15 protein-coding genes, 1 pseudogene and 1 riboswitch (1 of these 17 only partly in view) are annotated in these 26021 nt (G+C 52.7%); all 16 genes and pseudogenes read right to left on the bottom strand.

The window, feature by feature from the left end; genetic code table 11:
- Positions 1 to 1100 carry the 5' portion of an NCS2 family permease gene (locus GYMC10_RS04525; protein WP_012819065.1) on the bottom strand. The gene continues 271 nt to the left of window position 1, outside the view, so 1100 of the gene's 1371 nt are visible here — the first part of the coding sequence; its start codon is at positions 1098 to 1100; the stop codon falls past the left edge of the window.
- Between the two features lie 209 nt (positions 1101 to 1309).
- A riboswitch (purine riboswitch) is annotated at positions 1310 to 1408 on the bottom strand.
- A gap of 283 nt (positions 1409 to 1691) precedes the next feature.
- Positions 1692 to 2630 (bottom strand): annotated as a pseudogene (locus tag GYMC10_RS04515) (NADP-dependent oxidoreductase).
- A 227-nt stretch (positions 2631 to 2857) separates the two neighbouring features.
- Positions 2858 to 4396 (bottom strand): glutamine-hydrolyzing GMP synthase, encoded by a 1539-nt coding sequence (guaA, locus tag GYMC10_RS04510; protein ID WP_012819063.1) that lies wholly within the window; start codon positions 4394 to 4396, stop codon positions 2858 to 2860.
- Between the two features lie 78 nt (positions 4397 to 4474).
- Positions 4475 to 6799 (bottom strand): transglutaminase-like domain-containing protein, encoded by a 2325-nt coding sequence (locus GYMC10_RS04505; RefSeq protein ID WP_012819062.1) that lies wholly within the window; start codon positions 6797 to 6799, stop codon positions 4475 to 4477.
- On the bottom strand, positions 6771 to 8069 hold the full coding sequence (locus tag GYMC10_RS04500) for a DUF58 domain-containing protein (protein WP_012819061.1): 1299 nt from the start codon (positions 8067 to 8069) through the stop codon (positions 6771 to 6773). The genes GYMC10_RS04505 and GYMC10_RS04500 overlap by 29 nt, the downstream gene beginning before the upstream one ends.
- Entirely contained in the window at positions 8066 to 9073 is a 1008-nt protein-coding gene (locus GYMC10_RS04495) for an AAA family ATPase (RefSeq protein ID WP_049788667.1), read from the bottom strand. The genes GYMC10_RS04500 and GYMC10_RS04495 overlap by 4 nt, the downstream gene beginning before the upstream one ends.
- A gap of 255 nt (positions 9074 to 9328) precedes the next feature.
- Entirely contained in the window at positions 9329 to 13780 is a 4452-nt protein-coding gene (locus tag GYMC10_RS04490) for an endo-1,4-beta-xylanase (RefSeq protein ID WP_012819059.1), read from the bottom strand.
- 57 nt (positions 13781 to 13837) lie between these two features.
- A complete protein-coding gene (locus GYMC10_RS04485) occupies positions 13838 to 14797 on the bottom strand; it encodes a carbohydrate ABC transporter permease (RefSeq protein ID WP_012819058.1) in 960 nt (319 codons plus the stop codon).
- Positions 14797 to 15756 carry an ABC transporter permease gene (locus GYMC10_RS04480; RefSeq protein ID WP_012819057.1) on the bottom strand — a complete coding sequence of 320 codons (960 nt, stop codon included), beginning with the start codon at positions 15754 to 15756 and terminating at the stop codon, positions 14797 to 14799. The genes GYMC10_RS04485 and GYMC10_RS04480 overlap by 1 nt, the downstream gene beginning before the upstream one ends.
- Before the next feature lie 85 nt (positions 15757 to 15841).
- Positions 15842 to 17545 carry an extracellular solute-binding protein gene (locus GYMC10_RS04475; RefSeq protein ID WP_012819056.1) on the bottom strand — a complete coding sequence of 568 codons (1704 nt, stop codon included), beginning with the start codon at positions 17543 to 17545 and terminating at the stop codon, positions 15842 to 15844.
- Between the two features lie 126 nt (positions 17546 to 17671).
- A complete protein-coding gene (locus GYMC10_RS04470) occupies positions 17672 to 19204 on the bottom strand; it encodes a response regulator (protein ID WP_012819055.1) in 1533 nt (510 codons plus the stop codon).
- Positions 19176 to 21020, bottom strand: a complete 1845-nt coding sequence (locus GYMC10_RS04465) for a sensor histidine kinase (protein ID WP_012819054.1) — start codon at positions 21018 to 21020, stop codon at positions 19176 to 19178. Before GYMC10_RS04465 ends, GYMC10_RS04470 begins: the two co-directional genes overlap by 29 nt.
- Positions 21021 to 21037: 17 nt before the next feature.
- Positions 21038 to 22585, bottom strand: coding sequence for a helix-turn-helix domain-containing protein (locus GYMC10_RS04460; RefSeq protein ID WP_012819053.1), 1548 nt, complete (start codon positions 22583 to 22585; stop codon positions 21038 to 21040).
- A 167-nt stretch (positions 22586 to 22752) separates the two neighbouring features.
- The gene (locus GYMC10_RS04455; protein ID WP_012819052.1) at positions 22753 to 23586 is read right to left on the bottom strand and encodes a carbohydrate ABC transporter permease; all 834 of its coding nucleotides are present in this window, start codon (positions 23584 to 23586) and stop codon (positions 22753 to 22755) included.
- A gap of 29 nt (positions 23587 to 23615) precedes the next feature.
- Positions 23616 to 24566, bottom strand: a complete 951-nt coding sequence (locus GYMC10_RS04450; protein ID WP_012819051.1) for a carbohydrate ABC transporter permease — start codon at positions 24564 to 24566, stop codon at positions 23616 to 23618.
- Positions 24567 to 24596: 30 nt separating this feature from the next.
- A complete protein-coding gene (locus GYMC10_RS04445; RefSeq protein WP_009591115.1) occupies positions 24597 to 25919 on the bottom strand; it encodes an ABC transporter substrate-binding protein in 1323 nt (440 codons plus the stop codon).
- Between the last annotated feature and the right edge of the window lie 102 nt (positions 25920 to 26021).

The following is a 26021-nucleotide window of genomic DNA, read 5'->3' as shown; positions in this document are numbered from 1 at the left end:
GGTGCCGTAGCGGCCGAAGGAACAACCAGTGCAATCGGAGCCAGGAACAATGCCAGAATGAAGAGTACGCCTGTGGTAACCGCAGTCAAGCCTGTACGTCCGCCTTCAGCAACACCGGAAGTACTTTCTACGAAGGCCGTGATCGTACTAGTTCCGAGGAATGCGCCTGCGCTTACGCCGCCCGCATCCACGAGCATCGCTTTGCCGAGCTTTTTCTCGCCTTCTTCTTTGTTCTTCAGAAGTCCGGCACGGCCGGCCGTACCAACCAGCGTTCCGAACGTATCGAACAGCTCGACGAATGTGAAGATGAAAATAACTTCGATAAGACCAATCCCGAGCGCACCCTTCAAGTCCATCTGACCGACAGCCAGATTATCGAACGAAGGAATCCAGCTCGCGGTGCTCAGACCCGACAGATCGGTAACGCCCATCGGAATACCGATCAGCGTCGTCAGCACGATACCGATAAGCAGTGCGCCTTTCAGCTTCAGGACCATCAGGATGGCAATCAGGAACAGCCCGATGATCGCAAGCAGCGTATCCTTGTTTTCAACGAAATTTCCAAGACCAAGATTGAAGGCACCGCCTGGTACCGGATGAGAGATATCCGTTCCCGGGTTGATGGAAGCCGTAACGATATTGCCCAGCTTCAGGCCAACGATCGTAATGAACAATCCGATACCAACGGTAATGGCGATCTTCAAGTTGTTCGGAACCGCCGTCAACAGCATTTGGCGGACTTTGGTTACCGTAAGAATGATGAAGACGATACCGGAGATGAATACGGCACCGAGCGCCGCCTGCCAAGTAATCGCACCGTTCGAGCTTAATACAACTGTCATGAAATACGCATTCAAACCCATACCTGGTGCCAGCGCAACCGGAATGTTAACGAAAAAGCCCATGGCCATGGTCACGAGACCGGCACCAACAGCGGTAGCGAAGAATACGCCTTCTTGTGGAATGCCCGCGCCGTCAGGACCCAGGAACAGATTGTTGACCAGCAGGATGTAAGCCATGGTCATAAAGGTCGTCAAGCCTGCGATAATCTCGGTTCTTACATTCGTTCCGTGTTCCTTTAGTTTAAAGAAACGCTCCATTGTAGAGATATCCCCCTTAAATTAATGACCGGCAACATACAAATAGACCCTAAGGATAGATCCCTAGGGCCGTCGCTTGAAAAAAGAGCCGCAAAACAATCTTTCGCATGCTGCCGGGCAGCATCCTTATCGAATAACCGGTCTGCTGCATTGGAGCTTTGCTCCAGCTTGCAGGCCGGTCTCGAATGCTGGACGAGTCCGCATCATTATATTGCCGCTCTTCTTTTCGTAGCGAGATCATTACGGTGACCTGTAGAGACTCCCGGGCCCATTCCCGGGATTATACGAAAAAGCTCGTTATTTGTAGTTGTCGTGTCGGTTTCTACACATATTCTAGGACGAGAAGCCCAACCTTGTCAACAACACAAAACGAATATTAAACTTGTCAATTTAAAGAAACGTTCGGGAATTGCCTTTCCAAAAGCTTTCCGCTCTAGGACGACTGACCTACATACGGCTAAAAATAACCCAAAACCTGGGAAGATGCGCACATGTTCATCGAAATCCACCCGGTGAGGTGTTTTACATCCGATGGTGGCAGACGCGGGTCGAAACCGGACACGCAGGATGAAATCGGAATCGTCTATCTCCTTAGGAGAAACTTATGGCTATTTTACCGACAGCATGGTGGGTCTCACTTAATGCGTGGGCATCGTAGAGCCCTTTTCGCGAAAAAGGAAACGTAGCTCCCACGACGGCTCTTACCTTTTTTTGCTCTAACAGATCGGCTATTTCCTGAAGCTGCTGGCCATTGGGATCCAGCCATATATTTTTGGCGGTCACGTCGTATTTTCTTACCAGTTCTTCATCAAAATCGCTGACAATCGATATGATTCGCCCGGTATGCTGTTTCAGTACTTTAAAGCTGTTCTTCTGCACGTCACCGCCCATCGTATCGAACACAACGTCCACATCCGATAATTCATCTTCAAATCGGGTCGTCCGATAATCGATCATCCGATCAGCACCGAGTGAGGCAAGCAGTTCATGATTGCGTTCGGTGGCGGTCGTTATGACGTAAGCACCCGCTTGTTTGGCAAACTGGATAGCGAACATGCCGACGCCGCCAGCGCCTGCATGAATCAATACCTTCTCTCCTTTGGTCAGTTCACCATGTGTAAACAGCGCCTGCCAAGCAGTGAGTCCCGCGAGCGGAACGGATGCCGCTTCCTCCCATGAGATAGCAGCAGGCTTGCGTGCCAACAGGTGGTCATCCACCAAAGTAAATTCGGCATATGTGCCAAACCGGGTCGTTTCCGGGCGGGCAAACACTTCGTCCCCCACTTTCCAATCCGTTACCTCGCTCCCGATTTCCGAAATGGTCCCGGCAACATCCCATCCTAAAATAATGGGAAACTCCCAATCCATCATTTGTTTTAAATAGCCTTCTCGAAGCTTCCAGTCAATTGGATTGATCGAGGTAGCGGCCACTTTGACTAAGACCTAATGCGCTTGCGGTGCAGGAGTAGGTACTTCTCTTTCCTGAAGCTCTTCCTTGCCACCATAACGGTCAATGACGATAGCTTTCATTCTTTTCCTCCTCACAGGTTCGGTCTTGGTTCAACTTCCCTAAAGCTCGCTCTTACCCATTGCACCTTAACGTATTATTTATCTTATTGGACAAAAGATGCATGCAATAAACCAGGGCCTCAATCCATTGTTTTAAGAGGAAAGCTCGTATGGTACCAACGCAAAAAACCTTCAATCCCACGGATGTGGATTTGAAGGTTTTTATGTTTAGTGAAGCAGTATAAAAATTACTCCCACTCGATCGTTGCTGGCGGCTTGGAAGTCACGTCGTACACGATGCGGTTGACGTTCTCGACTTCGTTCACGATGCGGACGGAGATTTTCTCCAGCACATCCCATGGGATGCGCGCCCAGTCCGCCGTCATGCCGTCGATGGAGGTTACGGCGCGGATGCCTACGGTGTAGGAATACGTGCGCGCATCACCCATAACGCCGACGCTCTTCATGTTCGGAAGCGCCGTGAAATACTGCCAGATTTCGCGATCCAGACCAGCTTTCGCGATTTCCTCGCGCAGGATGTAGTCGGAGTCGCGGACGATTTGCAGCTTGTCCTCCGTTACTTCGCCCAGTACGCGAATCGCAAGACCCGGGCCAGGGAAAGGCTGACGATGAACGATCTCGTCCGGCAAGCCAAGCTCTTCGCCGACTTTGCGAACTTCGTCCTTAAAGAGGGCTTTGAGCGGCTCGATGAGCTCGAATTTCATGTCTTCAGGCAGCCCGCCGACATTGTGGTGGGACTTGATCGTATGTGCCGTGTCCGTTCCGCTCTCCACGATATCGGTATACAGCGTGCCTTGAGCCAGGAATGCGAAATCATCAAACTTGCTGGATTCCTCATCGAATACGTAGATGAACTCGTTGCCGATGATTTTACGTTTTTTCTCCGGATCGTCCACGCCCTTCAGCTTGGACATGAAACGCTCCTGAGCGTCAATCTTGACGACCTTCATGTCGAACTTGCCGACAAAGGTCTCCATCACGCTCTCGGCCTCGCCCTTGCGCAGCAGTCCATGATCGATGAACATGCATGTCAGCTGATCGCCGATGGCTTTGTGAATCAGCATGGCCACAACGGATGAATCAACGCCGCCGCTCAGTGCACACAGCACTTTTTTCTCGCCGACCACTTCACGGATTTCGCGAACCTGATCCTCGATGAAAGTCTCCATGCTCCAGTTGCCTTCGCAGCCGCATACTTCGTACAGGAAATTCTTAATCATTTCGTTACCATGGACGGAGTGGCGAACCTCCGGATGGAATTGCACGGCGTACAGCTTCTTGTCTTCGTTACTCATCGCGGCGATCGGAGCGGATTCCGTTCCTGCATCCAGCTTGAAGCCGGAAGGCAGCGATACCACGTGATCGCCATGACTCATCCATACGGTTTGTTTTTGCTCAATCCCTTTGACAAGCGTCGAGTTCGGAGCGAATTCCAATTCGGCTTTACCGTATTCGCGCTTCGAAGCACGCTCTACTTTTCCGTCCAGCTGCTGAGCCATCAGCTGCATGCCGTAGCAAATGCCGAAGATCGGCAGTCCCAGATCGTAAATGGCAGGATCCACATGCGGTGCATTCTCGGAATACACGCTGGAAGGACCTCCTGAGAAAACAATGCCGCGCGGGGAGAGATCTTTAATCTTCTCGACGGGCGTATTGTATGGCAGAAGCTCACTATAAACGCCAAGATCGCGAATGCGTCGTGCTATAAGTTGGTTGTACTGTCCACCGAAGTCCAAAACGACGATGATTTCATTAGGCTTATTCATTACCGGGCCTCCCTTGATTAATGAAATTAATTATACGCAACCCCAATTCATACCGTCAAGAAAGAGGGCCCTTTGTTTTCATGCCAGTTTTTTGACAATTCGAATGCATTGGCGCAAAAAGAGTACTTTTTCCGTACGGGACCAAGGTTCATCCTGGTACGCCGCCCGCTCCCAACGCGACGCGAACGCCTCCAGCTCCGCCCTGAATTCGGCATCGGCAATCGACAGGGCGCTAACGTATTGACGCATGGTCTGCCCTCTTTCCAGATCCCCATACTTGCGCTGCAACTTGTCCCAGACCCATACCGCCGCCGATACGAGTCCCTCCCGCCCGCTGACCGCTATCGTCCGGGCCATCCTCATGAAGGCCCAACTTTGGCGTACGGCCGGAATTCGGCAAATGACGGCCACAATAAGAGGGAAGATCAACAAAAGCGCGACCCCAAACATCACGGGACCGATGGCGGATATCACAAGGAGCACTTTAACGGCAGCGTAGATCATGGTACTCCACAAGGTATGCCATGACATCATTCCGGCGGAGCCGGAATCGCCGGCAGCCGGAGGCGGGGACATCCCCTCGACCCCAAAGCCCGGAGTCGGATCAAACAGGACCCACCCCTGTCCCGGGAAAAACACTTCCACCCACGCATGCGCATTCTTTTGGGCGACCTCGTAACGATCCATCGTGCCGGCCACCCGATCGCCAGGCGCGAATCCCGTCACATAGCGTGCGGGGATGCCCTCGGATCGGAGTAAGACGGTCATCGCCGTAGCAAAATGAACGCAGTACCCTTCCTTCGCATCGAACAAAAAATGATCCGTAAAATCCCGGCCCTCCGGTGGCACGGAGGTTTGCAGCGTATACGTATAGTTCTGCTCCAAATAGGATTCGATAGCTTGCGCCGTTTCATACCTGCCCGCGGCGTCCGATGTAATCTTCCGCGCTAAATCCTTCACCCTGGAGGGCAGTTCCTCGGGAAGCTCCAGATACATTTCTTCCATATATTCGGGATCGTCCCCGTTCGCCCTGCGGAGCGCTTGCTCCTCCGGCTGCACGTATAAAGTCTCTACGGTATAACCGGACACCGCCCTCTCGCCTTGCAAGGAAATCGTTTCGGACAGCCTGTCGACGGCAAACCTTGGCGCACCTCTCTTTTTGGAAGAATGCATCTCCTTAACGCGGGTAATAATACCTCCCGACAGCAAAGATGGGACGGGGGTCTCCTGTACAAAAGTCAGCGACTGCACGATCGTCTCTCCAGAAGGACGCTCCCAATACGGCAGGAAACCGCTCAGGTCCTCCAATAGCTTGACTGGCTTGCGGATGGAGGGATCTGTATCCCATTTCCGGCCGTCATATCGATTATACGTGTCTCCGCGCCAATACGTCGGTACAGGCGATTGCGCCGTAAAATACAATGCATCGCTGAGCGTCAGAGGGCCTCCCAAATCTTCTCCTTGGGAAGCATATCCCGCAACCTGGGAGGCAGGAATCGACGGTTCCGTATTTCCGCGGAGCCGCTCCCCCCATCCCGCCAGTCGTTCCGCCATTTCCGCCACACTCAATCCCATGCCTGGCGAAGGCTCGCCCAAGCCCCCTCCTACTCGGGTAATCCCCGCGATCAGAACGGAGGCCAGCAGCACAAACAGGCTCCAGCGCAGCAGAGGCAGCCCGGACAAGCGGCCGGTTCGCATTGGTTCGGGGAGGTCCATTTCCGAAGAGGTTCCCTCAACGGTTTCCTGCTTCAGCTTAAGGATCAGCATCATGCCCTGGGCCAGCAACATGTACAGCACCGCGCACAGCATATCCCCATAGACGCTTTCTTCCATGGCAGACTCCAGCACCGCCAAATAAACCAGCGTCGAACCGCCAAACAGCCAAACGGTCCGGCGATACAGAGCCAGCATATGCACTGCGGATACCATGATGCCCCAGCCGACAAGCAGGATGATCGTCCTCGTTTCCTGGCTTAAGATCGTAAACTCCCACGCATTTCTGAAAGCCGAAGCGTCGCCTGGAAGTATCAGCGAAGCGTAATCGGACAGCCATGCGAGCGGATCGCTATATTCAAACAACCGGGAACAGAGCCAGACCACCAGCCCGGCATTCAGCGGCAGCCACACCCAGCCTCGCCATGTAAACAACCCTTGTAGCAGCAGAAACAAAGCCCATAGGAATAAGGTTTCCAGCACAAACCGGCCGCCTGTTTCACCCGCATTCCGAAGGGGCAAGAGCCACTCTGACAGAAGTCCCATCACCGGCAGCGTGATTAATATGCGATGAAGCAGCGTTCCGTGCGACAATCTGGAAACGAATACCGAAGGCACACTCCGTGATCCGAATGACCCGGCTTCCCGATTGCCGCCAGCCCTAACGGGCGAGCTGTCCGGTCCTGTCATGGACGGCACCTCCGATCTTGATAGGGTGCTCTACCTCTACTGCTGGTTTTTCATGTACATACACCAGCTTCCCGCCTTTGCCGAAAAATTCCTGCGCCCACGGCGGATGCGCCTGATTCTCCGATGGAGCCGCCGCTGTGCTTTCAGCCGATTTCAACCGGCTTACGCTTTGAATGCAATAAATGGTCACCTTTCTGCAGCCCGCATTCAGGAGGTTTATGCCGGCGACAGCGGCACCCTGATGGAAGTACCCGGTGATGATAGCCCAATCCGTATTCTTTTGCGAGGGATTGAAGGATTGCTGGAATCTTCGGTTCCGCATCGGATCATTCCCGGTTAGCTGAACAGAGGCCAGAGGCACCAACGAATCCGGCTGCCCCTTGGACCTGCCTTTGCGTTCAATCGATGAACCCTCTAAATCCGTCCCATCCATGCATAATTGATAGGGGATTCTATGGCGTATAAGCCGGGATACCATTCCCGCTGCAGCCGATACCGCTTCTTCAAATACTTCCTGCGGTTTCCGGGCTTCATGGCCCTCATACCCTTGGAGCGATGTATCCAGCACAACGCCCTGCCTTGCTCCAAAGCCCTCATGAGGCATAAAAGATTGCAAGCGGCCAAGCTTCGCGGAATTCTTCCAATGAATCCGATTCATGGGATCCCCTGGAACATAATCGCGCACGCCCGATCCTCTCATTTCATTCCAAACGTTGAAGCGTACGCGTTCATCTTCCGTATCCATATCGCTTCCATGCATGGGCATCTGGGCCACAGGCCACTCCGCGGGCTTTGGCAGCACGATCAGGCCGCCCGAATCGCTGAGGATACTTCGGTTTGTCCTGAACCAGCCGAACAGATCACCCCATTCCATCTCGCTATAGATCGAAGACCAGACTCCGCGGGGAACCTGGTTCAGTCGGTAGGTATACTCAAGTCGTCGCCGCATGCCCGGGAACAGCAGTTTGCGATATGTCCTGCTGCCGATGCGGTCGGTGATGATAAGCCATGGCAGGGGAAGAATGCAACGATAGGCAACATGAACCGTCATCTGGACGGAGTCTCCAGCCTGTATGCACAAAGGGGAGCTTGTGTGCGAGATGGTGATTCGGGTCGGACCGAGCAAGCTCGTCACAGCCCCTCCCAGCAATAGAATCGTGGATGCCCACCAAACCAGCCGCAGCGCTTCCCCGCCTAACCAAAGATAGAGCCCCAAAGACACCGACCAGATGGCTATGCCTCTCAACCATTCCAGCAGACGCCGTCTCATGAGGTGCTTCCCTTCCGGCTGCGCTGGCGCGGCAGGTCAAACCTCGTAAGGATGGATTCTACCATTTCATAAGGAGTCACGCCGGCTGCGCGTGCATCATGACCGAGGTGAATCCGGTGGGTCAGCACCGGTACGGCAACGCGCAGGCAGTCATCCGGGATGACATACATTCGGCCTGTCAAGAATGCGGCTGCCTGCGAAGCACGGAGCCACGCTAATGTCCCTCTCGGACTGATGCCCAGGGATACGCCCTGCTGCCTTCGGGAAGCATCGGCCACACTGACCATGTAGCGTTTGATGGTGTCATCCACGAAGACGCGGGACACGCTCTGCTGCATCCGGATGAGCTCGGAGCCCATCATGATCGGCTTCAGATCATCCAGTCTGGAACTGCCCATTCCCCGCTCCAGCAGCTCCAATTCGCCTTCCATGTTGGGGTAGCCCAGCGATAATCTCATCAAAAAGCGATCCAGCTGCGCCTCCGGCAGGCGGCTTGTGCCTTCATATTCGTACGGATTTTGCGTTGCCAGCAGGAAGAACGGGGCAGGCAGCGGATACGTATGACCGTCCACGGTGACGCGCCCCTCTTCCATCGCCTCCAGCAGCGCGGATTGCGCCCGCGGCGATGCCCGGTTAATCTCATCGGCCAACACGATATTGGATATCACCGGTCCGGGCCTAAATACAAATTCTCCCGTGTGCGGATAATAGACCGATGCGCCCGTAATGTCCCCTGGCATCAGATCATAAGTAAACTGAATGCGGCTGAAATCGCAGCCGATTAACGCAGCCACCGACTTCACCAGCATGGTCTTCCCGACTCCCGGCACGTCCTCCAGCAGCACATGGCCCCCGGCCAGCAAGGCAATCATCGTTAACGAGATTTGCTCCTCATGTCCGACGATGACGCTGCCGACCCGTTTGGTAACCCTCCCCAGAAGATCTGGCGCCCACTCCGGATGATCGGCTTCTTCAGCATGAACGGATGAACGATACAAGTACATCAACCTCCAACCTATATTCATAGATTATTTAATAGCGCTAGCTTAGAATCTTGAATCTATGAATAGGTTTTCCAAGAAAGCACGAAGATAGACGTCTTTTGCTAGAAAAGGATTCGCCTGTCCCGCATGATTCATAGCACGTCGCCCGCCTGGCCTGGAGGATCTGCACGAAAAAGGCCAGCCCGTAGCAACGGGTGGCCTCCATCTCATTCATACGTACATGCTGCTTTTCATCGTTCACGTCCGATCATCGCATTAACGATTCACGGCCTTAATCAGTTCCCAATTCCAAATCCGGTCCAGAATCACGGCTGCCTGGGCACGCGTAAAGTAAGCCTTCGGCGCGATTTTGCCGTTCATGCCGTTCACGATGCCCGACCCTGCAAGCAGAGCTGCACTCGATTTGGCATATTCGGCAACCTCATCCCCATCGGCAAAAGCATCCAGCGCCCCTTCGCCCTCCAGCTTCTTGCCTGCCGCCTCCAGGGCACGCTGCGTGATCAGCATCATGTCCTGGCGCGTCATCGGCGTGTCCGGCGAGAAACGATTTCCGCCGACGCCTTGAACGAGCCCAAGCTCTGCGGCGATTTGCACGTGTTTGTAATAATAGGCCGCAGACGTAACATCTCCGAATGCTGCCCGGCCTTCGCTCGAGCCTTCCAGTTCCAGCACGCGTACGAGCATAACGAGGAATTCGGCCCGGGTGATTTCGTTCTGCGGATCGAACATCGTTTCGCTTACCCCTTGGATAAATCCGCGGGATGCCATCGTTTCGATCGCATCGATCGCCCACGGCACATGCTTCAGGTCATGAAACGTCTTGAATGCGGAAGCGACTGCAAACGTGCCGCCATGCGGCAGCGCTGCGCGAACGATCCCCTGTTTCGCATCATAACGGCTGTTAGCAAGAGGCCCGCCTTGCCCGTTGGCATCGATCTCCCTGACAAAGATATGATCCGGTTGTGCCAGCTCTTCCTTGGTTGGTGTGTAAGGCACCGACCAGATCAGGCGAGCTTTGCCCGATTTCCACGACAGGGCCCGGTCGCCGGCAAGAGCCTCTATCCGGAACACCGGACGATCACCGATCTCCTCGCGAAGGGCTGCACCCAGATTGCTGCCCGAAGCTTTCGCCAGACGCAGCGCGACGGTTTCCGTATCCTTTACTCCGGCTCCCCGAACCCATGCGCTTGGCAGCTCCAGTGCGCCGAACTCCGTTTGGAGGATCAACACAACCTCCGAGTTCCCCAGCAGCCACTTGCCCGGCAATTGAATTTCGTAGGACTGGGCCTCTGTTTGAGCCGGGATAGCCACGATTGCTCGCTTCGGTCCTTCCACACCGGCTGCCGCCCTATCCAATGCCTGCTGAAGGACTTGGCTCGAGACTACAGCGAGAATCCGCCCGTCGTTGTTCCGGATTTCGAGTGAAGGCGTGTTTGGAGCTGGACTTGTACTGCTTCCGCCTCCGCCCGCGTTTGCACCGCTTCCTCCGTCACCGCCGCCGTTATGTTCTCCGCCGTTTCCGTCTCCTCCGCCAGGAGCGGAGCTCTTCGTGAATTCCAGCACGCCGAACCTGGACGTGTTCTGATAGGACTGGCCCGTCGGATCCGACCAGATGGCCACGCTGTCTCTTGTGCCCTGGCCGTCTTCATCGTTGTTCACCTGCAAATCGAATCCGATGACCGTCCCTTTCTCAGGCTTGATCTTGTCGAGGCGGATCGCTGCTTCAACGACATATCCCCCGTCGATCACCTTCGCTGCCGAAGTGAAGTTATCCTCGCCCGCATAACCGCCAAAGGAACGCAGATTGTTGAAGTTCATCCGGTACTGTCCATCATCTTCTTGGTAAGCATCCGTCTTTCCATTATTCTGATCCACAAAAATCTCTACCGAATCCTGCTCCCATACGTTGGGACTCGCATCCGACAACAAGCTGTCGCTAACTATGGCGTAAACATACAGGTAATTCTCATCCCATAGCGTCCGGAATGTTGCGGTCGCGCCGCTGTTACCCTCGACCCACACGTCGGTTGCCAGTTCCGCGGCGTCCTTCCAGACCACGTCCAGCTCGCCGTCCACCTTCGGGGTGCCGTAGCGGGCCTGGGCCGATTTCGGCGCAGCAGCGAGCGTAAGAATGCCGAGTCCGTCTTGATCGCTCTCCTGGGCATGCCTTGGATCGCTCCAGGACACCACCGCTCCATTCTTGCCATGCTCGGAACCGTCATCCGAACCGGAATCCGTTACCCTGACATCGAAATAAATGTCGCCGCCCAATGCCCCTGTTCCGTGTAGCTGGAGAAGAGCCTCCCCCGCGTAACCTCCCGCGGTCTCTGCCGTGTTGGCGGCTCCACGCTGAATCCGGGCCTCTTGCAGGGTACCGTTCACCACCGCGAAGATATCAACCTGATCCCCTGGGGCTATCGATCCGTCTTTCACGTCAACCCTGACATAGATATGGTCCTTGTCCCATAGCGTCTTAAATTCGGCAGACAACGATCCTAGCTTCTCCGTCCTAAGTGACGGAACCAGATTCCAGGCAGCATCCGGTTGTCCGTCGATGACGGCCTTACCCTCCACAGCCATTCCGGTTTTTCTCACAATCGTTAGCCTGGAGGGATCGACCATTCCCCAATAAGCTGGCTTGGCCTGATATTGCTTGTCAAAAGGAAACGGGGCATCCTGGCGGCCCGTCCCGGCGGGACGGTCATGCAGCCAGGTATGGTCGTCTGCAATCCCCCAAAGAGTGACATTGCTGATCCAGCCACCCTCCACGCCTGCATCAACGCCCATTTGGTCCAGCCGCTTCAATTCTTCAAACAGCTCTTTGTACCGATAGCCTTGCTTGTCGAGCAATTCCTGAGGAACGGTCTGGAAGGCGTCGGTATTGTTCGTGTACACCGAAACGTCCAGCTCGGTAAGCTGATTATCAAAGCCCGCCTCGCCGAACATCCGGATGGAATCCGAGATTTGCTGGATGGAGGGCCCGCTGATATTGATATGCGTTTGATGGCCCACGCCATCGATCGGAACGCCTTCCGCCTTCAGCTGTTTTACGAGATTCAGCAAATAATCGCGTTTCTTCGGGTTGTGCGTGCTGTAATCGTTGATGTACAGCTTGGCCTCGGGTCCGGCTGCGTCTCGCGCCGCATGAAATGCGGTCCGGATATAGTCGAGTCCCGTTATCCGGTACCACTGGCTGTCCCGCATGCCGTCCGGACGCCCTTCGTCAATAACCTCATTCACGACGTCCCAATCGCGGACATCTCCCTTGTAACGGCCGGCCACCTCATGGATATAAGCTTCCAGCCTCTGAAGGACGAGCGCTTTGTTCTCCGGCGTGGCTTCAAGATATTGGCCCTGATCATCCTTCAGCATCCATTCGGCGCCTTGCTGATGCCACAGCAGCGTATGGAACCGGAGGTTCATATCATGATCCCTGGCATAATCCCTGATCAGATCCGCGTTGGTAAAGTTATAGGTTCCCTCTCTCGGATTGAGAGATTCCGGTTTCATCACGTTCTCGGCAACAAGCGAGTTGTAATGATAATCCAGAAGCTCCTTGTGCACGCCGGACAGATGCTTGGGCTCCACGGCTGCCCCGATCTCGAAATACTCCCGATACACATCCTTCAGGGCGGGAATATCCGTCTGAATGGAGCCCGGCAGAGCGAGCTTAATGTCATCGACATAGAAATTGGAAAGATCCGAGGTTTCCACGTACAGCTTCAAGGTTTCCATATCCGAGCTGAAGCCGAAGGTTCCTTTCAGTTCCACCCACTCCGTGCCGCTCGCGGAGGCTGAGGCGAGGGTCGTATAAGACGTCTCTGCTGCGCCCGCCGCTTTATTCTCCATCGAAAGCGATAGTTTGACCGCAGCGGCAGGAGCCTGCTCAAGCCTGGCATAGGCTGAGATCGTATACGTTTTTTGGCTCACCATGATGTCTTTGACGTCCTGGCTGGGCCCGTTCCAGTTGTTCGTCCGATCATGGACCTTTAAACCGTAGCCGCCGCTATGGGCTGCTTCTGGCACAGCTTCTACGGTCTCCGAATCGCGAGGTCCCCAATCCATCGTCGTTCCGTCTTCAAAATCCCATACGACCGTATTCTCTCCTCCCGGCACCCCATTGCCCGGGTCCGGTGCCGGCTCAATCAGCCGGACTTTGAAGTCGTCCATATAATAAGCGGCGTCCGGACTGCTCGGACTCTGCAAATACACCTGCAGGGCTGATGCATTGGCATCGTATTTATAACGGCCTTTTACCTCCACCCACCCGTCGGCGGTTACATCGACCGGGCTGCTGAAGTTCACGTATTCCGGCTCGGCCCCGGTTTGCTGCATGGCAAGCTGAAGCTTCTGAGACCCTTGGGTGCCCTCCTTCAGATGGACATAAGCGGAAATTTCATATGTCGCTCCCTTGTCCAGCCGATTCGTGGCGGATAGATTAAACCCCGGTCCGTTCCAGGTCGCTGTCCTTCCCTCCGTCAGCAAGCTCCCTGTTCCTTCATAAGCATAGGTAGCGGAAGTCACCGTCTCCGTCCCCCGTTTGAACCACCCCTCCGTCCCGCCATCGAAATGATGGTGAATCACAAGATTCTGATCAGCGGGCGTTTGGGCCGGTTCAACTGCCGCCGCGCTCCAGCTAGGCGGAATAAGCAGCAAGAACGCGATCAGCATCAGGCTGATCTTTCTAATGATCGTTCTCTTAGACACGAAATGCTTGCCTCCTCATCGGTTGCCGTTATGATCTGTCCTCCAGCAAAATCTTGTTCATTCTTTGACGCTGCCCACGTTCAACCCGACAACGAAATATTTCTGCAGAAACGGATAGACCAGCAGAATCGGAACGGATGCCACGACCGTTACGGCAGCGCGAATCGAAATCGGCGTTACCATATTCACCGCAGAGTCCTTCGTCATCCCCGCGCCGGCAGCTACTGCCGGGTTGCTGTTCGCGTTCATACTGGATGATAGGAGCTTCATCAGCTCATACTGCAAAGTACTCAGCTCTTGACGGGAGGAGGTATAGATGAATGCATCGAACCAGGAGTTCCAAGCCCCCACGGCCACGAACAGTGCAATGGTTGCCAGCACCGGTTTACATAGCGGGAAGATGATCCGCATGAAGATTTTGAAATCTCCGGCTCCGTCGATTCTTGCCGATTCAACCAAGCTTTCCGGAATCGTTCCGATATACGTCCGGATAACGATCATATTAAATGCGCTGATCATCGACGGGATCACATATACCCAGAACGAATTAATCAGGTTCAAGTCCTTCATCAGAAAGTATCCAGGAATCAAACCTGCGTTAAAGTACATCGTCAAAATAAAGATCAAGGTAATCGGCTTACGAAATACATATTCCCGGCGGCTCAGCGTATACGCCAGCATCGTGGTCAGACCCAGATTCAGCAGCGTCGACAGCACCGTTCTTGCCACGGAAATCCAGAACGCGTCATATATCGTTCCAGAAGCGAATACCGCCTTGTAATTCTGCCATGTAAATTCCCTTGGCCAGAGATAGATTCCGCCTCGGATCGTATCATTCCCCGCATTCAGGGAAACGACGATCGTATTCAAGAAAGGATATAATGTGACAACGACAAGACCAATCATAAACAAGGTATTGAACGTATTAAATAGGATCGACTCAACGCTTTTTTTTCTGACAGGTTTAGTCGCTGCGGCAGCAGTTGCTGGCCCAGGGCTGATTGTTTGATTGTCCACTATAGCAGCCTCTCTTCCCCTAGCCGTTTCGCGACTCCGTTTGCAATCAATAACAGCGTCACACTAACGACCGTTTTAAATATACCGGCAGCCGTTGCTAATGAGTAATTGCCTTGGGCAAGCCCGTACTTCAGTACGAAAATGTCAATCGTTTGCGACCAGTCGACAACAAGACCGTTGCCCAGCAAGTATTGAACCTCGAAGCCTGCCTCCAGAATGTGGCCGACCTGCATGATCAACAGAATAATGATCGTTGGCTTAATGCCCGGCAAAGTGACATGGAACATTTTCCGATAGCGGCTTGCCCCGTCCATATCGGCAGCTTCATATAGCGCCGGGTCGATGGATGCCATCGCAGCCAAATATATAATCGTATTCCAGCCGACTTCTTTCCAAACATGCGACGCTCCGACGATTCCCCAGAAGTATTTGCCTTCACTGAGCCATTGGATCGGCTCCTTGATGAGATGCAGCTTCATAAGAATATCATTGATGATACCGTCCGAAGCCAAGCTCGTCGCGACAATCCCGGTTACGATAATCCAGGATAGAAAGTGCGGAAGATAGGAGATCGTCTGTACGGTTCTTTTCCAAAATACTTTTCTGATTTCATTCAGTAATAATGCAAGAATAATTGCAGTCGTAAAACCGAGAATCATATTGATAACACTCATTGCCAGCGTATTGCGAAGCACCTGCAGGAAACTATCGTCCTTAAAAAGGAATTCAAAATGTTTAAATCCTACCCACTTCTGTTCACTAAAGTCTCTAGCCGGCTTGTAGTCCTGGAAAGCCATGGTCCATCCCCAAATAGGAACGTAGGCAAACAAGATGATGTATGCCATCAGAGGCACTGACATATAGATCAACTGTCTCTGTTCTTTGAGGACGGCCCAGGTGATTTTCTTGTTTTTCTTAGGCTTGCGGACGGCAGAGTCTTTGACTACGGTCTCTTCCATAAGTTTGTTCTCCCCAAAACCCTATATTTCGTAAAAAGGAAGGCAAGGAGCCTTCCCCATTCCGATTCATGTACCTTCCGCTGCTTTACTTAACAGACCAAGTGTCTCTTCTCCATTGCAGCACTTCATTAATCCGATCCTCGTAAGCCTTGATGTTGAGCTTGCGGATTTCGCTGACGTACTCATCCCAGACGCTGTCGAATTCTTGCGGTTTAGCTAGAATGGCTTTTGGCAAGTACTTCGTGGACAACTCATTTTGCTTCGTATTCACGATTTTCGCCTCAGATCCGTCTACCAGGTCGACCGACCATGCCGGGTAAGCAATCTCGTTCTCAGGAGCTGGACTGAAGAAGTCAACATAGCTGTTGAAACCGTATTGGGCAAGGAAGTTCTTGTCATACTCTCTCAAAGCGGCTACCATTTCTTCAGGCTGTGCAGCGCCGTCCGTAGCGTTGCCGTCCGAGAATAAACCTTCCATTTTTGGTGCTTGACCGTGGAAAGAATCGGCTTTATTCGCGAGCTTCCAGGTTGCATCGGTAAACAGATCGCGCTGCTCTTGCGTTTTCATGAAGCGGCCGTCCTTGACAATGTAATCTTCCCCTTCGATCCCCCAGGACAAGATTTTTTGCCAATCTTCTTGAATCAGCGTATCCAACAATTTGATAATTCTGATCGCCTGCTCTTCGGATGCGTTGACCGTGATCCCGAAACCGTTATTGAGGTTCAGAGCCGGACGATCTTTGTAATGATCCTTGATACTTTCATCAAATACAAGCGGAAGACCGACATACGTTCTTTCATCTTTCTTCTGAGTAATCAGCGCGTCCTCTGCGCTTTGGAAGTTCCAGTGCTGGTCAAACATGCCAAGAACTGCACCGCTGGAGATTTTCGCCATATACTGGTCAAAGTTCTGGGTGAACGTTTCCTTATCGATGATACCCAGGGCATTCATTTCGTTCAGCTTTTTATAATAACGTTTGGCATAGTCCTTATCGGCAAAAATTTCCGCCTTGCCGTCTTTAACAACTACACCGCCGTCATTCGGATGACCGATCAAATGCTGAGGAGCATTGAACAGACCCCAGTTTTTCCAGTCATAGTTCAGAATTTCAAAGCCGATCGTCGGGGTACCGTCGATGGTCGGATGCTTTTCCTTGTATTGTTTAATGATGTCAAAATATTGATCCAAGGTTTTAACCTCTGGATATCCTGCCTCTGCCAATACGTCCTTCTGAATCCAGAAGGCTGGGCCCGAATAATAAGACGAGGTAACATCAGCATTCGTTACACCGTAGTTTGGAAGATTGTAAATATGACCGTCATTCGGGTCTTTCATCATGTTCCAGTACTTCTCATAATGCTTCTTCAAGTTTGGCGCATGTTCTTCAATCAAATCCTCGAGCGGGATAAAGGCACCGGCAGCTGTCAGCTTTTGATTCGCTGTCATCATGTCCGGATAATCGCCGCCTGCAATCATAACGCCGAGCTTCTGGTCAATATCGCCTGCCAGGAACTCGAATTTGAAGGATGCTCCTGTCTTTTCCCTGATTAATTTATAAATCTTGTTGTCAGGTGTTGGTTGCTGGTCGGGCTGACCGATAAAAACACTCACCTCAAATGGTTCGATCTTATCCCCGTCCGTCCCGGGTGTTGTTTGTTCTGCGGAGTCCTTTGCTTCCGGCTGGGCCCCGCTATTCCCGTTTCCGCCCCCGCAGCCCGTAAGGACGATGCAAAGCGACAACAGCAACACCGTGCTGAGCCGAAGCCATGATTTTGTCTTACCCCCCATAAAAGCACCTCCGTCATAATGTGGTTACATCGTTGGTCGATACGCCTCTTCATGTAACCTTCCTTTATTTTAAAAGCGCTTTCAAAGGCGGACTATACTATAATTAAAGCATTAACCTTAAAAACTTTAGAACATCCTCTTCTTGAACTCATTCGGTGCCATGCCCCATCTTTTTTCAAAATGCTTAAGGAATTGGTTGTAGTGGGTGTAGCCGACCCTTTCGGCGATTTCGCTGTTCTTCAGCTTGTTCTGCTTCAACAGCGCGGCCGCTTCCTCAATCCGCAAATTATGTATGAGTTCGTTGAAGCCAATCCCATTCTTACGCATCAGCAGCTGGCCGAGATAGACGGGATGCAGATAAAAAAGCTCCGCCAATCGCTTAATGGTCAGATTCTCCCGGTAGTGCTGCCGAATATAATCGTTAATCTCCTGGATTATGCCTTGCGAATGCCGGGCCTGCTCCTTGAGAAGAAGCTCGATGCACTCTTCCCCGAAGCGCAGCAGCTCTCCCATCAAGTCGTTCAAATGGAAGGTTCCGTCCGTTAATCCAGCTGCATTGGATTTGGCTGCCAGGATTCGAGCTTCCGCACCTTCCGCCTCCCTCACCAAATCCATGATTTTATACAAAACATGGATCACCATTTTCTTCACGATCCCCGGCGCGATTCGCTGCTCCGCAAACCTGGACGCAGCCAATCCGGCAGCCTCGCGGTATCCCTTCTTGTCGAGGAGTTCCACGGACCTGATGACATCATCCATCAGGTTCGTGGGGTAACGATAATGAAACGGCCGATCCCGTACCTCTTCATATGAAATCATCCCGCCGTACGCCGGATCGTAAAATTGATGCTCGATGGCTTCCTTGGCGGTTTCGTAGCAGCGACGGATATGCACCAGAGACTGCTGGCCTTCTCCTACAGCCATAAACAGCCGCTGTCCTGCATAATGGCGGACCAGCTCGCGGATCGTGCCTGAGGGTACGCTCCCGTTGTCAGGGGAATAACCGTTCACCAAACCAAGCCGGTTCGATTCCAGATCGATGACATACTCCGAATTCGCGTGGGCTGACAAGCGGGCGACGGTTTCCTTGACGTCAGGAAACAAGGCAGACTCTGCTTGGATCAGACATACGTTCCACTCTTGATGGGCGGAGGATAAAACCTGAAGCCTCGACAGGCCGCTAGCCCTAAGCGGCATCTCCAAGAGCGTTTGCATGATCAGCGAAACATCCTCTTCCCTCTTAGCAATCGCACTCAGGCTTAATCTGCGATGCTCCTGCATCAGCTCTTCATGGATCTTGGACAGCTCCTCCTCGGCTTCTTCCGCAATAATGGGTTTCAGCAGGTAATGATGAATGCCATGACGCAGGGCCTTCCTTGCATATTCAAATTCGCTGTAGCCGCTCATGATGGCAAATTTCACACTGCTATCCCGGTGATGCTGCTGCCAGGTTTCAATCATATGAAGCCCGTCCATTAGCGGCATGTTTACATCCGTAATGACCAAATCCGGCGCAAGCCCATGAATCATCTTCAAGCCTTCCACTCCGTTGCCCGCGGTTCCGCAGACGCTAAACCCCAAGCGTTCCCAATCGATCCACAGCGCCAGCCCTTCCAGCGCACCCTGTTCGTCATCGATCAACAGCACTTTGAAAGGCATGGTTCTCCCCCTCTCCGCCTTCATGCTCCCGAGACTCCAACAGCCGGATCGGAATCTCGAATGAAACGGTTGTCCCTTGATTCGGGGTGCTGGCAATGTTGAAAATGACATGATCGTCGTAGTACAGCTCCAGCCGCCGATATACGTTTCGAATGCCGAAGCTGTTGCCCGAGAACTGCTCGTTGCGAACCGAGAGAATAATGTCCCGTAGCTTGCTTTGCTCAATGCCCTTACCGCTATCCGTAATGACGATGCGAAGATAATCACGGGCAACCGAAGCGCTTATGGTCACCAGACCCGCTCCATCCATCGCCTGCAAGCCATATTTGCATGCATTCTCAACGAGCGGCTGAATGCTCATTTTCGGAATTTTATAATGAAGCGCTTCCATATCGATGTTGAATTGATATTCGAATTTATCCCGAAAGCGGAATTTTTCGATTTTGAGATACATTTCGATAAATCTGATTTCCTCCTCCACGGAGACCAAATCCTCTCTCCAGCTCAGGAGTCTGCGAAGCAGCTTGGACAAGCTTTTGATAATATCCGTCACATCCGTGTATCGATTCTTCGTGCAGACCACCAATATCGCATTCAGGGTATTGAACAGGAAATGGGGATTCATCTGGCTCTGCAAAAAGTTCAATTCAGCCCGAACCCGCTCCATCTCCAGGCTTTTCTTCTGAATCTCCAGCTTGTACACATTGTTGATCAGGGAGTTCATCTTCGCTGTCATCTGATTGAAATTCCGGATGAGTCCGCCGATTTCGTCCCGGCCTTCGTCCAGTTCAATCAAGTCGAATTTCTCGTTGCTCACCTTCTGCATATGACGCGCCAAACGCTTCACCCGGTAATTGTAGGATCTCAGCATGACCGTAATAAAAACCGCCGCAACCAGCGTAACAACCGCTGCCAATACAACGGTAAACAGCTGCATATCCAGCATGGCGCTCGTAATCCGGCTCCCCCGGTTGATGCCGATCAGCTTCCACCCCTTCACGTACCTGGCCGTTCCGATCGAGAACACATGCCGATCCTCTTCGTCGTATTGCTCCAGGTCAAGCTTCGAATATGCGCTGTACTTCCCTCTTTCATAACCGCTGCTGGCCGACATAATAATCTCATTGTTCTCGTTCACCAAATACATATCCAGATAATCGCGTTCCCGTACAATGACGTCATAAATCTTGCTTAAATCGATATCGATTCGAAGCAGCTTCTCATAGGTGTCATAGGTATCGTAGTAATCCATCTTCTCAATCACGCTTAAGTACGGAACCGTCGATGCCGAGTTGTTCGCTTCTGCCGCCCTGTACGCCGCCACCAGCACCGGATGGGCCGAGCTGCTCCATAATGCATACCAGTCGCTCTCGAGCACATTATCGTTGATCACATGATAATTGCCGCCGGACACAATGGTGGAATTTTCGGTGAAGATGCTAATCCGCTGAATCTGGTTGTTAACCGGTATGTAGCTCGTTACCCGATTCCGGAGCTGCTCATCAAAGGTTTCGTAGAAGTCCAGCTGGGACTCATACTCGCGATCGAGCATTTCGTAAAGGGTCTTATCCGTACTCAGCGCATGACTTACAGCCACCCCGCCGTCGATGAAATTATGAATATCCTTCCTAGCCCGCTCCATCGAGATATCGAGGTTCTGCTCCTCTCTCTCCCGGATCAGCTCCGACATCCGATCCATAAAGATGAGGTTGACCACCAGAATAGGCAGCAGTACACCAATGACAAAAATAAGAAAAAATTTAGTTTTCAACGGAATATCGTTCACGAAATTCCCCAGCCTGAACATCCTCTTCATGAAGGCACCCTCCCGGTTTAGCGCTGCTTGCTTTCAACATGATTCTTGTAATTCGAGGGCAGAATCCCGGTTGTCAACTTAAACTTATGGATAAAATAGTCCGCGTTCGGGAACCCGACATGGAGCGCAATCTCGGAAACCTTCATTCCGCTCCGTTTCAGCAGCAGCTTGGCCTCCTCGATCCGCTTGTCATTCAGGTATTCCTTGAACGGCTTGCCAGCATGCTTCTTGAACAGCTGCCCCAAATAGGTGGCGTTCATATGGAAATGTCGTGCCAAATCCTGAAGCTGAAGCCTGCTCCGGTACTCCCGGTCGACATACTGAATCACTTGAAAAATGGTGTTGTGCTCGTTAAGCTTGCTTAACTCTTCCAGCTGCGAAGCGGCCTCAAACGCGAGCAACCGCATATAATTCTTCAACGGCGCTTTATGGCAAGCATCACTCAGATGACCAAGCTTCCTTGGCAGCCGGTTCATGAATAGATCCGGATCTCCATTCATTTCCGCGATTCTTCGACACAGCTTCAATTCCAGATCGGCCACATCGGCTTGAAAAGCCCTCAGGTGGAGGAGATGATCGGGCATGGCCGTAAAAATCCGCGCCAAGCATGACTCGATGGACGCATGCTCCCCCGCCATAATCATGGAAAGCAATTCGTCCATCCATCCGCAGGGAAGTCCCCGGAGCCGCTCGGCTCCTCTCGGTTCTTGGCAACAAAACACGCCGCTTCGGCCTTGGCTTCGCTTATCGTCGCGCACCTCCGCGCTTTGCCTGTAAAGCTTTCCGATCGCCTGGATTCCCTCCCCTGTGCCGCTTAACGCCACGATAACCGGCCCTTCAAGCTCCCGGGCCAGAGCAGACTGCAACAGCAGCGCAGTCTCCATGACCTCATCCGGAGTCGAATGCTCGACATGCAGCACCACTCCGATGCTCCCGCTATTGTCCTGGAAGCATCCCAGTAAGCTCGGGGGCCCGTAATCGGTCATCCATTCGATCCAATCCACTCCCGTTTCAGTAATCCCTGTTTCAATCAATAGGCACTGCAGCAGCGGCTCGCCCTGGATTTGCATCGCATTGCTGGCTTGCTCGGCCAAATCAGGACTCAACTCTTCCCGAATGAGCCGGTTCAACAAATAATGGACGGCAAGGCCGGCTTTCTTCCGGTTGCTGCGTTCAGCGTCTCGTTCGTCCTGGATCTCATGGCTGAGCTTGGCAAGCACTGCCTCGATCTCCTCGTCATCAATCGGTTTCAGCAAATACTCGGCGACCCGTTGGCGCATGGCTTGATGCGCGTATCCAAAATCATCATATCCGCTCAAAATAACGAATTTCGGAGGAAGAGGCAGTATCCGTTTGCTGTGCTCAATCAATTCCAGGCCGTTCAGGACTGGCATGTGGATATCCGTCATCACCAGTTCAGGCTTCCATTGTTCCATTAGCTTTAGCGCTTCGGGAGCGCTCAGGGCTTCCCCGCATATTTGGAATCCGAACCGTTCCCAGTCGATCATCGTTCTCAATCCCTCCAAGACCCATGGTTCGTCGTCCACCAGAAGCACATTGAACATCGCCCTCGTCCTCCTTTACCAAGCGAATAATGTAAGCGCACTCATTTTTACTTATACTACCATACTAGTATATCTATGAGAATATACTACAGGAACACAAACACAAATAACCGTAAGCGGGGTTCCTTTGTACAAAGGAACCCCGCTTACGGGCTGCTCAAGCCGGCCTATCCCTTAATCCCGGATAACGTAACGCCTTCAATAATATATTTCTGCCCAATGATATACACGATGAGCACCGGGACGAGCGCAATGGAAGCCCCCGCCATCATCAGCGTCCAATCCGTTGCATACATGCCCCGGTACAAATTCAGCATCATCGGTACGGTAAATTTATCCGTGCTGCTGAGAAAAATCAGCGGGTTAAAGAAGTTGTTCCACATCCCGAGGAAGGTAAAAATCCCGAGTGCCGATAAAGCCGGCTTGATTAGAGGAATCATGATCCGGGCGTAGATCGTCCAGCGATTCGCGCCGTCCACGATGGCCGCCTCTTCCATTTCCTTCGGAATGCCCCTGAAGAATTGCCGGAGCAGAAATACCCCGAAGGCGTTCAGCAGCGCAGAAGGGACGATAATCGCCAGATGCGTATCCAGCCACCCGATATTTTTCATGATCAGATAGAGCGGAATAATGGTCACTTGTCCCGGAACCATCATCGTTGCCAGAAACAGGACGAACAGCGGCTCCCGGAACGGGAACGTGATTTTGGCAAAAGCATAAGCCGCCATGGAGCAGGTAACCAGCTGTGAAACCACCACGATGATATTGATATAGAAGCTGTTGAAATACGCGCGCCCGAACGGCAGGGCCGTCAGCGAATCCTTATAATTGGACCAGATGAACGGATCCGGAATCCATTTGGGCGGCACGACGAATACTTGCGACAAATCCTTGAGCGAGCTGAGCACCATCCACACAAACGGCAGGGCCATCAGGCAGGCGCCTAAAATCAGCACGATATGCAGCACCACGGTGGACATCCTCAATCCCCGATGTATCATTCGTTTTCCTCCTTCCTAGGTTCGAATCGTCAGTCTTCGTAATGCACCCACCGCTTGGACATCTTCATCTGGAACAAGGTGAGCGACAGGATCATCACGAACAGGATGACTGCCGACGCCGTGCTCTTGCCAAAGGTAAAGTCCGCAAAGGCCGTCTCGTAGATGTGATAGACAAGCGTATAACTGGCCTTCGCCGGTCCGCCGGAGGTCATGACAAACGACTGGTCGAACACCTGAAAGGAACCGATGATGGACATGATCGTCACGAAAAAGGTCGTCGGGGACAGCAGCGGAATCGTAATATGGATCAACTGCTGCCATTTGCCGGCGCCGTCAATCTCAGCCGCCTCGTAATAGCTTCTCGATATGCCCTGAAGTCCGGCCAGGAACAGCACCATGTTGCCTCCCAGCCCCATCCAGACGCTCAGCAGGGCAATCGAAGGCATCACGTACCTGGAATCCGTCAGCCAGGAGGGGCCCGTTATCCCGAACCACTGCTGCAGGTACATGTTAATGAGGCCGAAGTCTGCGTTGAACAGCCACATAAACACGACGGCCACGGCGACGGACATCGTAATGTTCGGCATGAAGTAGACCAGCCGGTACAGAATCTTTCCGCGAACCCGGTTTAAGCCCACCGCCACCAGCATGGCGAGAACGATGCCGGTCGGTACCGACAGAATCGTGTAATACACCGTGTTCACCAAAGCGATGTGGAACTCCTCATCCTGAAGCTGGGACACGAAATTTTGGAGTCCGATAAATTTCTTCGCCCCCATGCCGTCCCAGTTCATCATGCTGATGACAAAAGCCGAGATGAGCGGAACCAATGAAAAAGCGATCAGGCCGATCATCTGGGGAAAGATAAAAAAGTACCCCCACAAACCGTCGGACGTCTTGCTCTTTAAGGTTGTTCTCCTCTCCGGAAACCGCTCCGGAGAAGGAGCGGCTCCGGAGCTTCCTGCAGGCTGCGTGTTCATTTCATCTCACCGTTCCTCCCCAGAGCTGGATCAATTATTGCCGCTCTTGTAATCCTGAATTTTCTTGTTGGCCATATCCTGTATATCCTTCAAGGAGCTTTCAAGCTCCTGATCTTTCAGCCACAGCGCCTCGAACTTGGACGTTATATCCTGGCTTAGCCCGGGAATGCCCGCCTCAAACGGAGTCAGGGAATACCCAATCTCGCGCGCGTCCAGGAATAATTGGGCGTGCTCCGGCAGATTCCCTTCCAGCACCACCTCATCCGTTCCCTGTACCGACGGGACGGCATTGCCGCCGCCCTGCAGGCGGAAGCGTTGGCCCTCTTTGCTTACGTACTCGGAGAAGAAGGTGTATGCCGCTTCCTTATTCTTCGATGCCTTGTTCATCACCATGTAGGCGGTCGGAATACCGGCCGGCTCGATCTTATTGCCGGTATTGGTTGGCCATGTGACTACGTCATATTCAAGTCCTTGATTCTTCTTGAACAGCGGCAGGTACCAGCGGCCTGCAGCAACGAATCCGACCTGGTTGGACATAAACATGGCATCCCCGCCTTGCCCTTTGGGAAGCGTGCCGGAGAAAGTAATGTTTTTGGATTTCACGTTGTCGTACAGGAAGCGGAAAGCCTCCATCGCCTTCGGATCCGAAGCCGCTACGAAATTCCCTTCGTCGTCGTAGACCCGGCCGCCGTTGGAAGTAACCCAGCTGTGGTAGCTGTTCCAGGAGTTATCCAGCACGTAGCCGTACTTTTTGCTGTCCCTGATCTTGTCCGCCATCTCCTTGAATTTGTCCCAGGTCCACTGTCCGTTCGCCTGAAGATCGGCCGGCATCTCGGTTATCCCTGCTTCCTTCAGCACCTTCTTGTTGTACCACAGCACCATCGGGTTACAATCCACCGGTACCCCGAAGATCTGGTCATCCCGCACGGCTGCGCCCCACAAGCCTTCGAAATAATCCTCTTTCTTGATCACGCTTTCCGGAGCTTCCATATACGTCGTCAAATTCTCAATGCTCTGATTCTCGATCAGTTTCACGACCAGGGCGTCGCCTGCATAGAAGATATCCGGGGCCGTCCCGCCTGTTAATTGGGTTAATATTTTCTGATCATACTCGCCCGGAATCGGAATAAATTCGACCTCAATGTCCGAGTGATTCTTATTAAATTCCTTCGTCAGCTCCTGAAAGCGGCTAAGCTCGCCGGGATTTCCCCAGGTCGCCCATTTGATCTTGACCTTCTCGCCGCTTCCGGACTCCCCGCCCTCTGATGTTCCGCCGCCTCCACACGCTTGGAGTATGGATGATAGTAGAAGAATGATTGCAAGCAATGACCCTCTCACCTGTTTCCTTGTCATTTCATTTCCTCCATTCAAACCAGATTTGGACTCGCTGGCACAGCTTTTGTAAACGCTTTAATTATAAAATTTTGGCAAAAAGCTTTTGAACGGATTATGTTC

Source organism: Paenibacillus sp. Y412MC10 (assembly GCF_000024685.1).
GTDB classification, from domain to species: Bacteria; Bacillota; Bacilli; order Paenibacillales; family Paenibacillaceae; genus Paenibacillus_AQ; species Paenibacillus_AQ lautus_A.
This window is presented reverse-complemented; position numbering and strand designations above follow the sequence as displayed.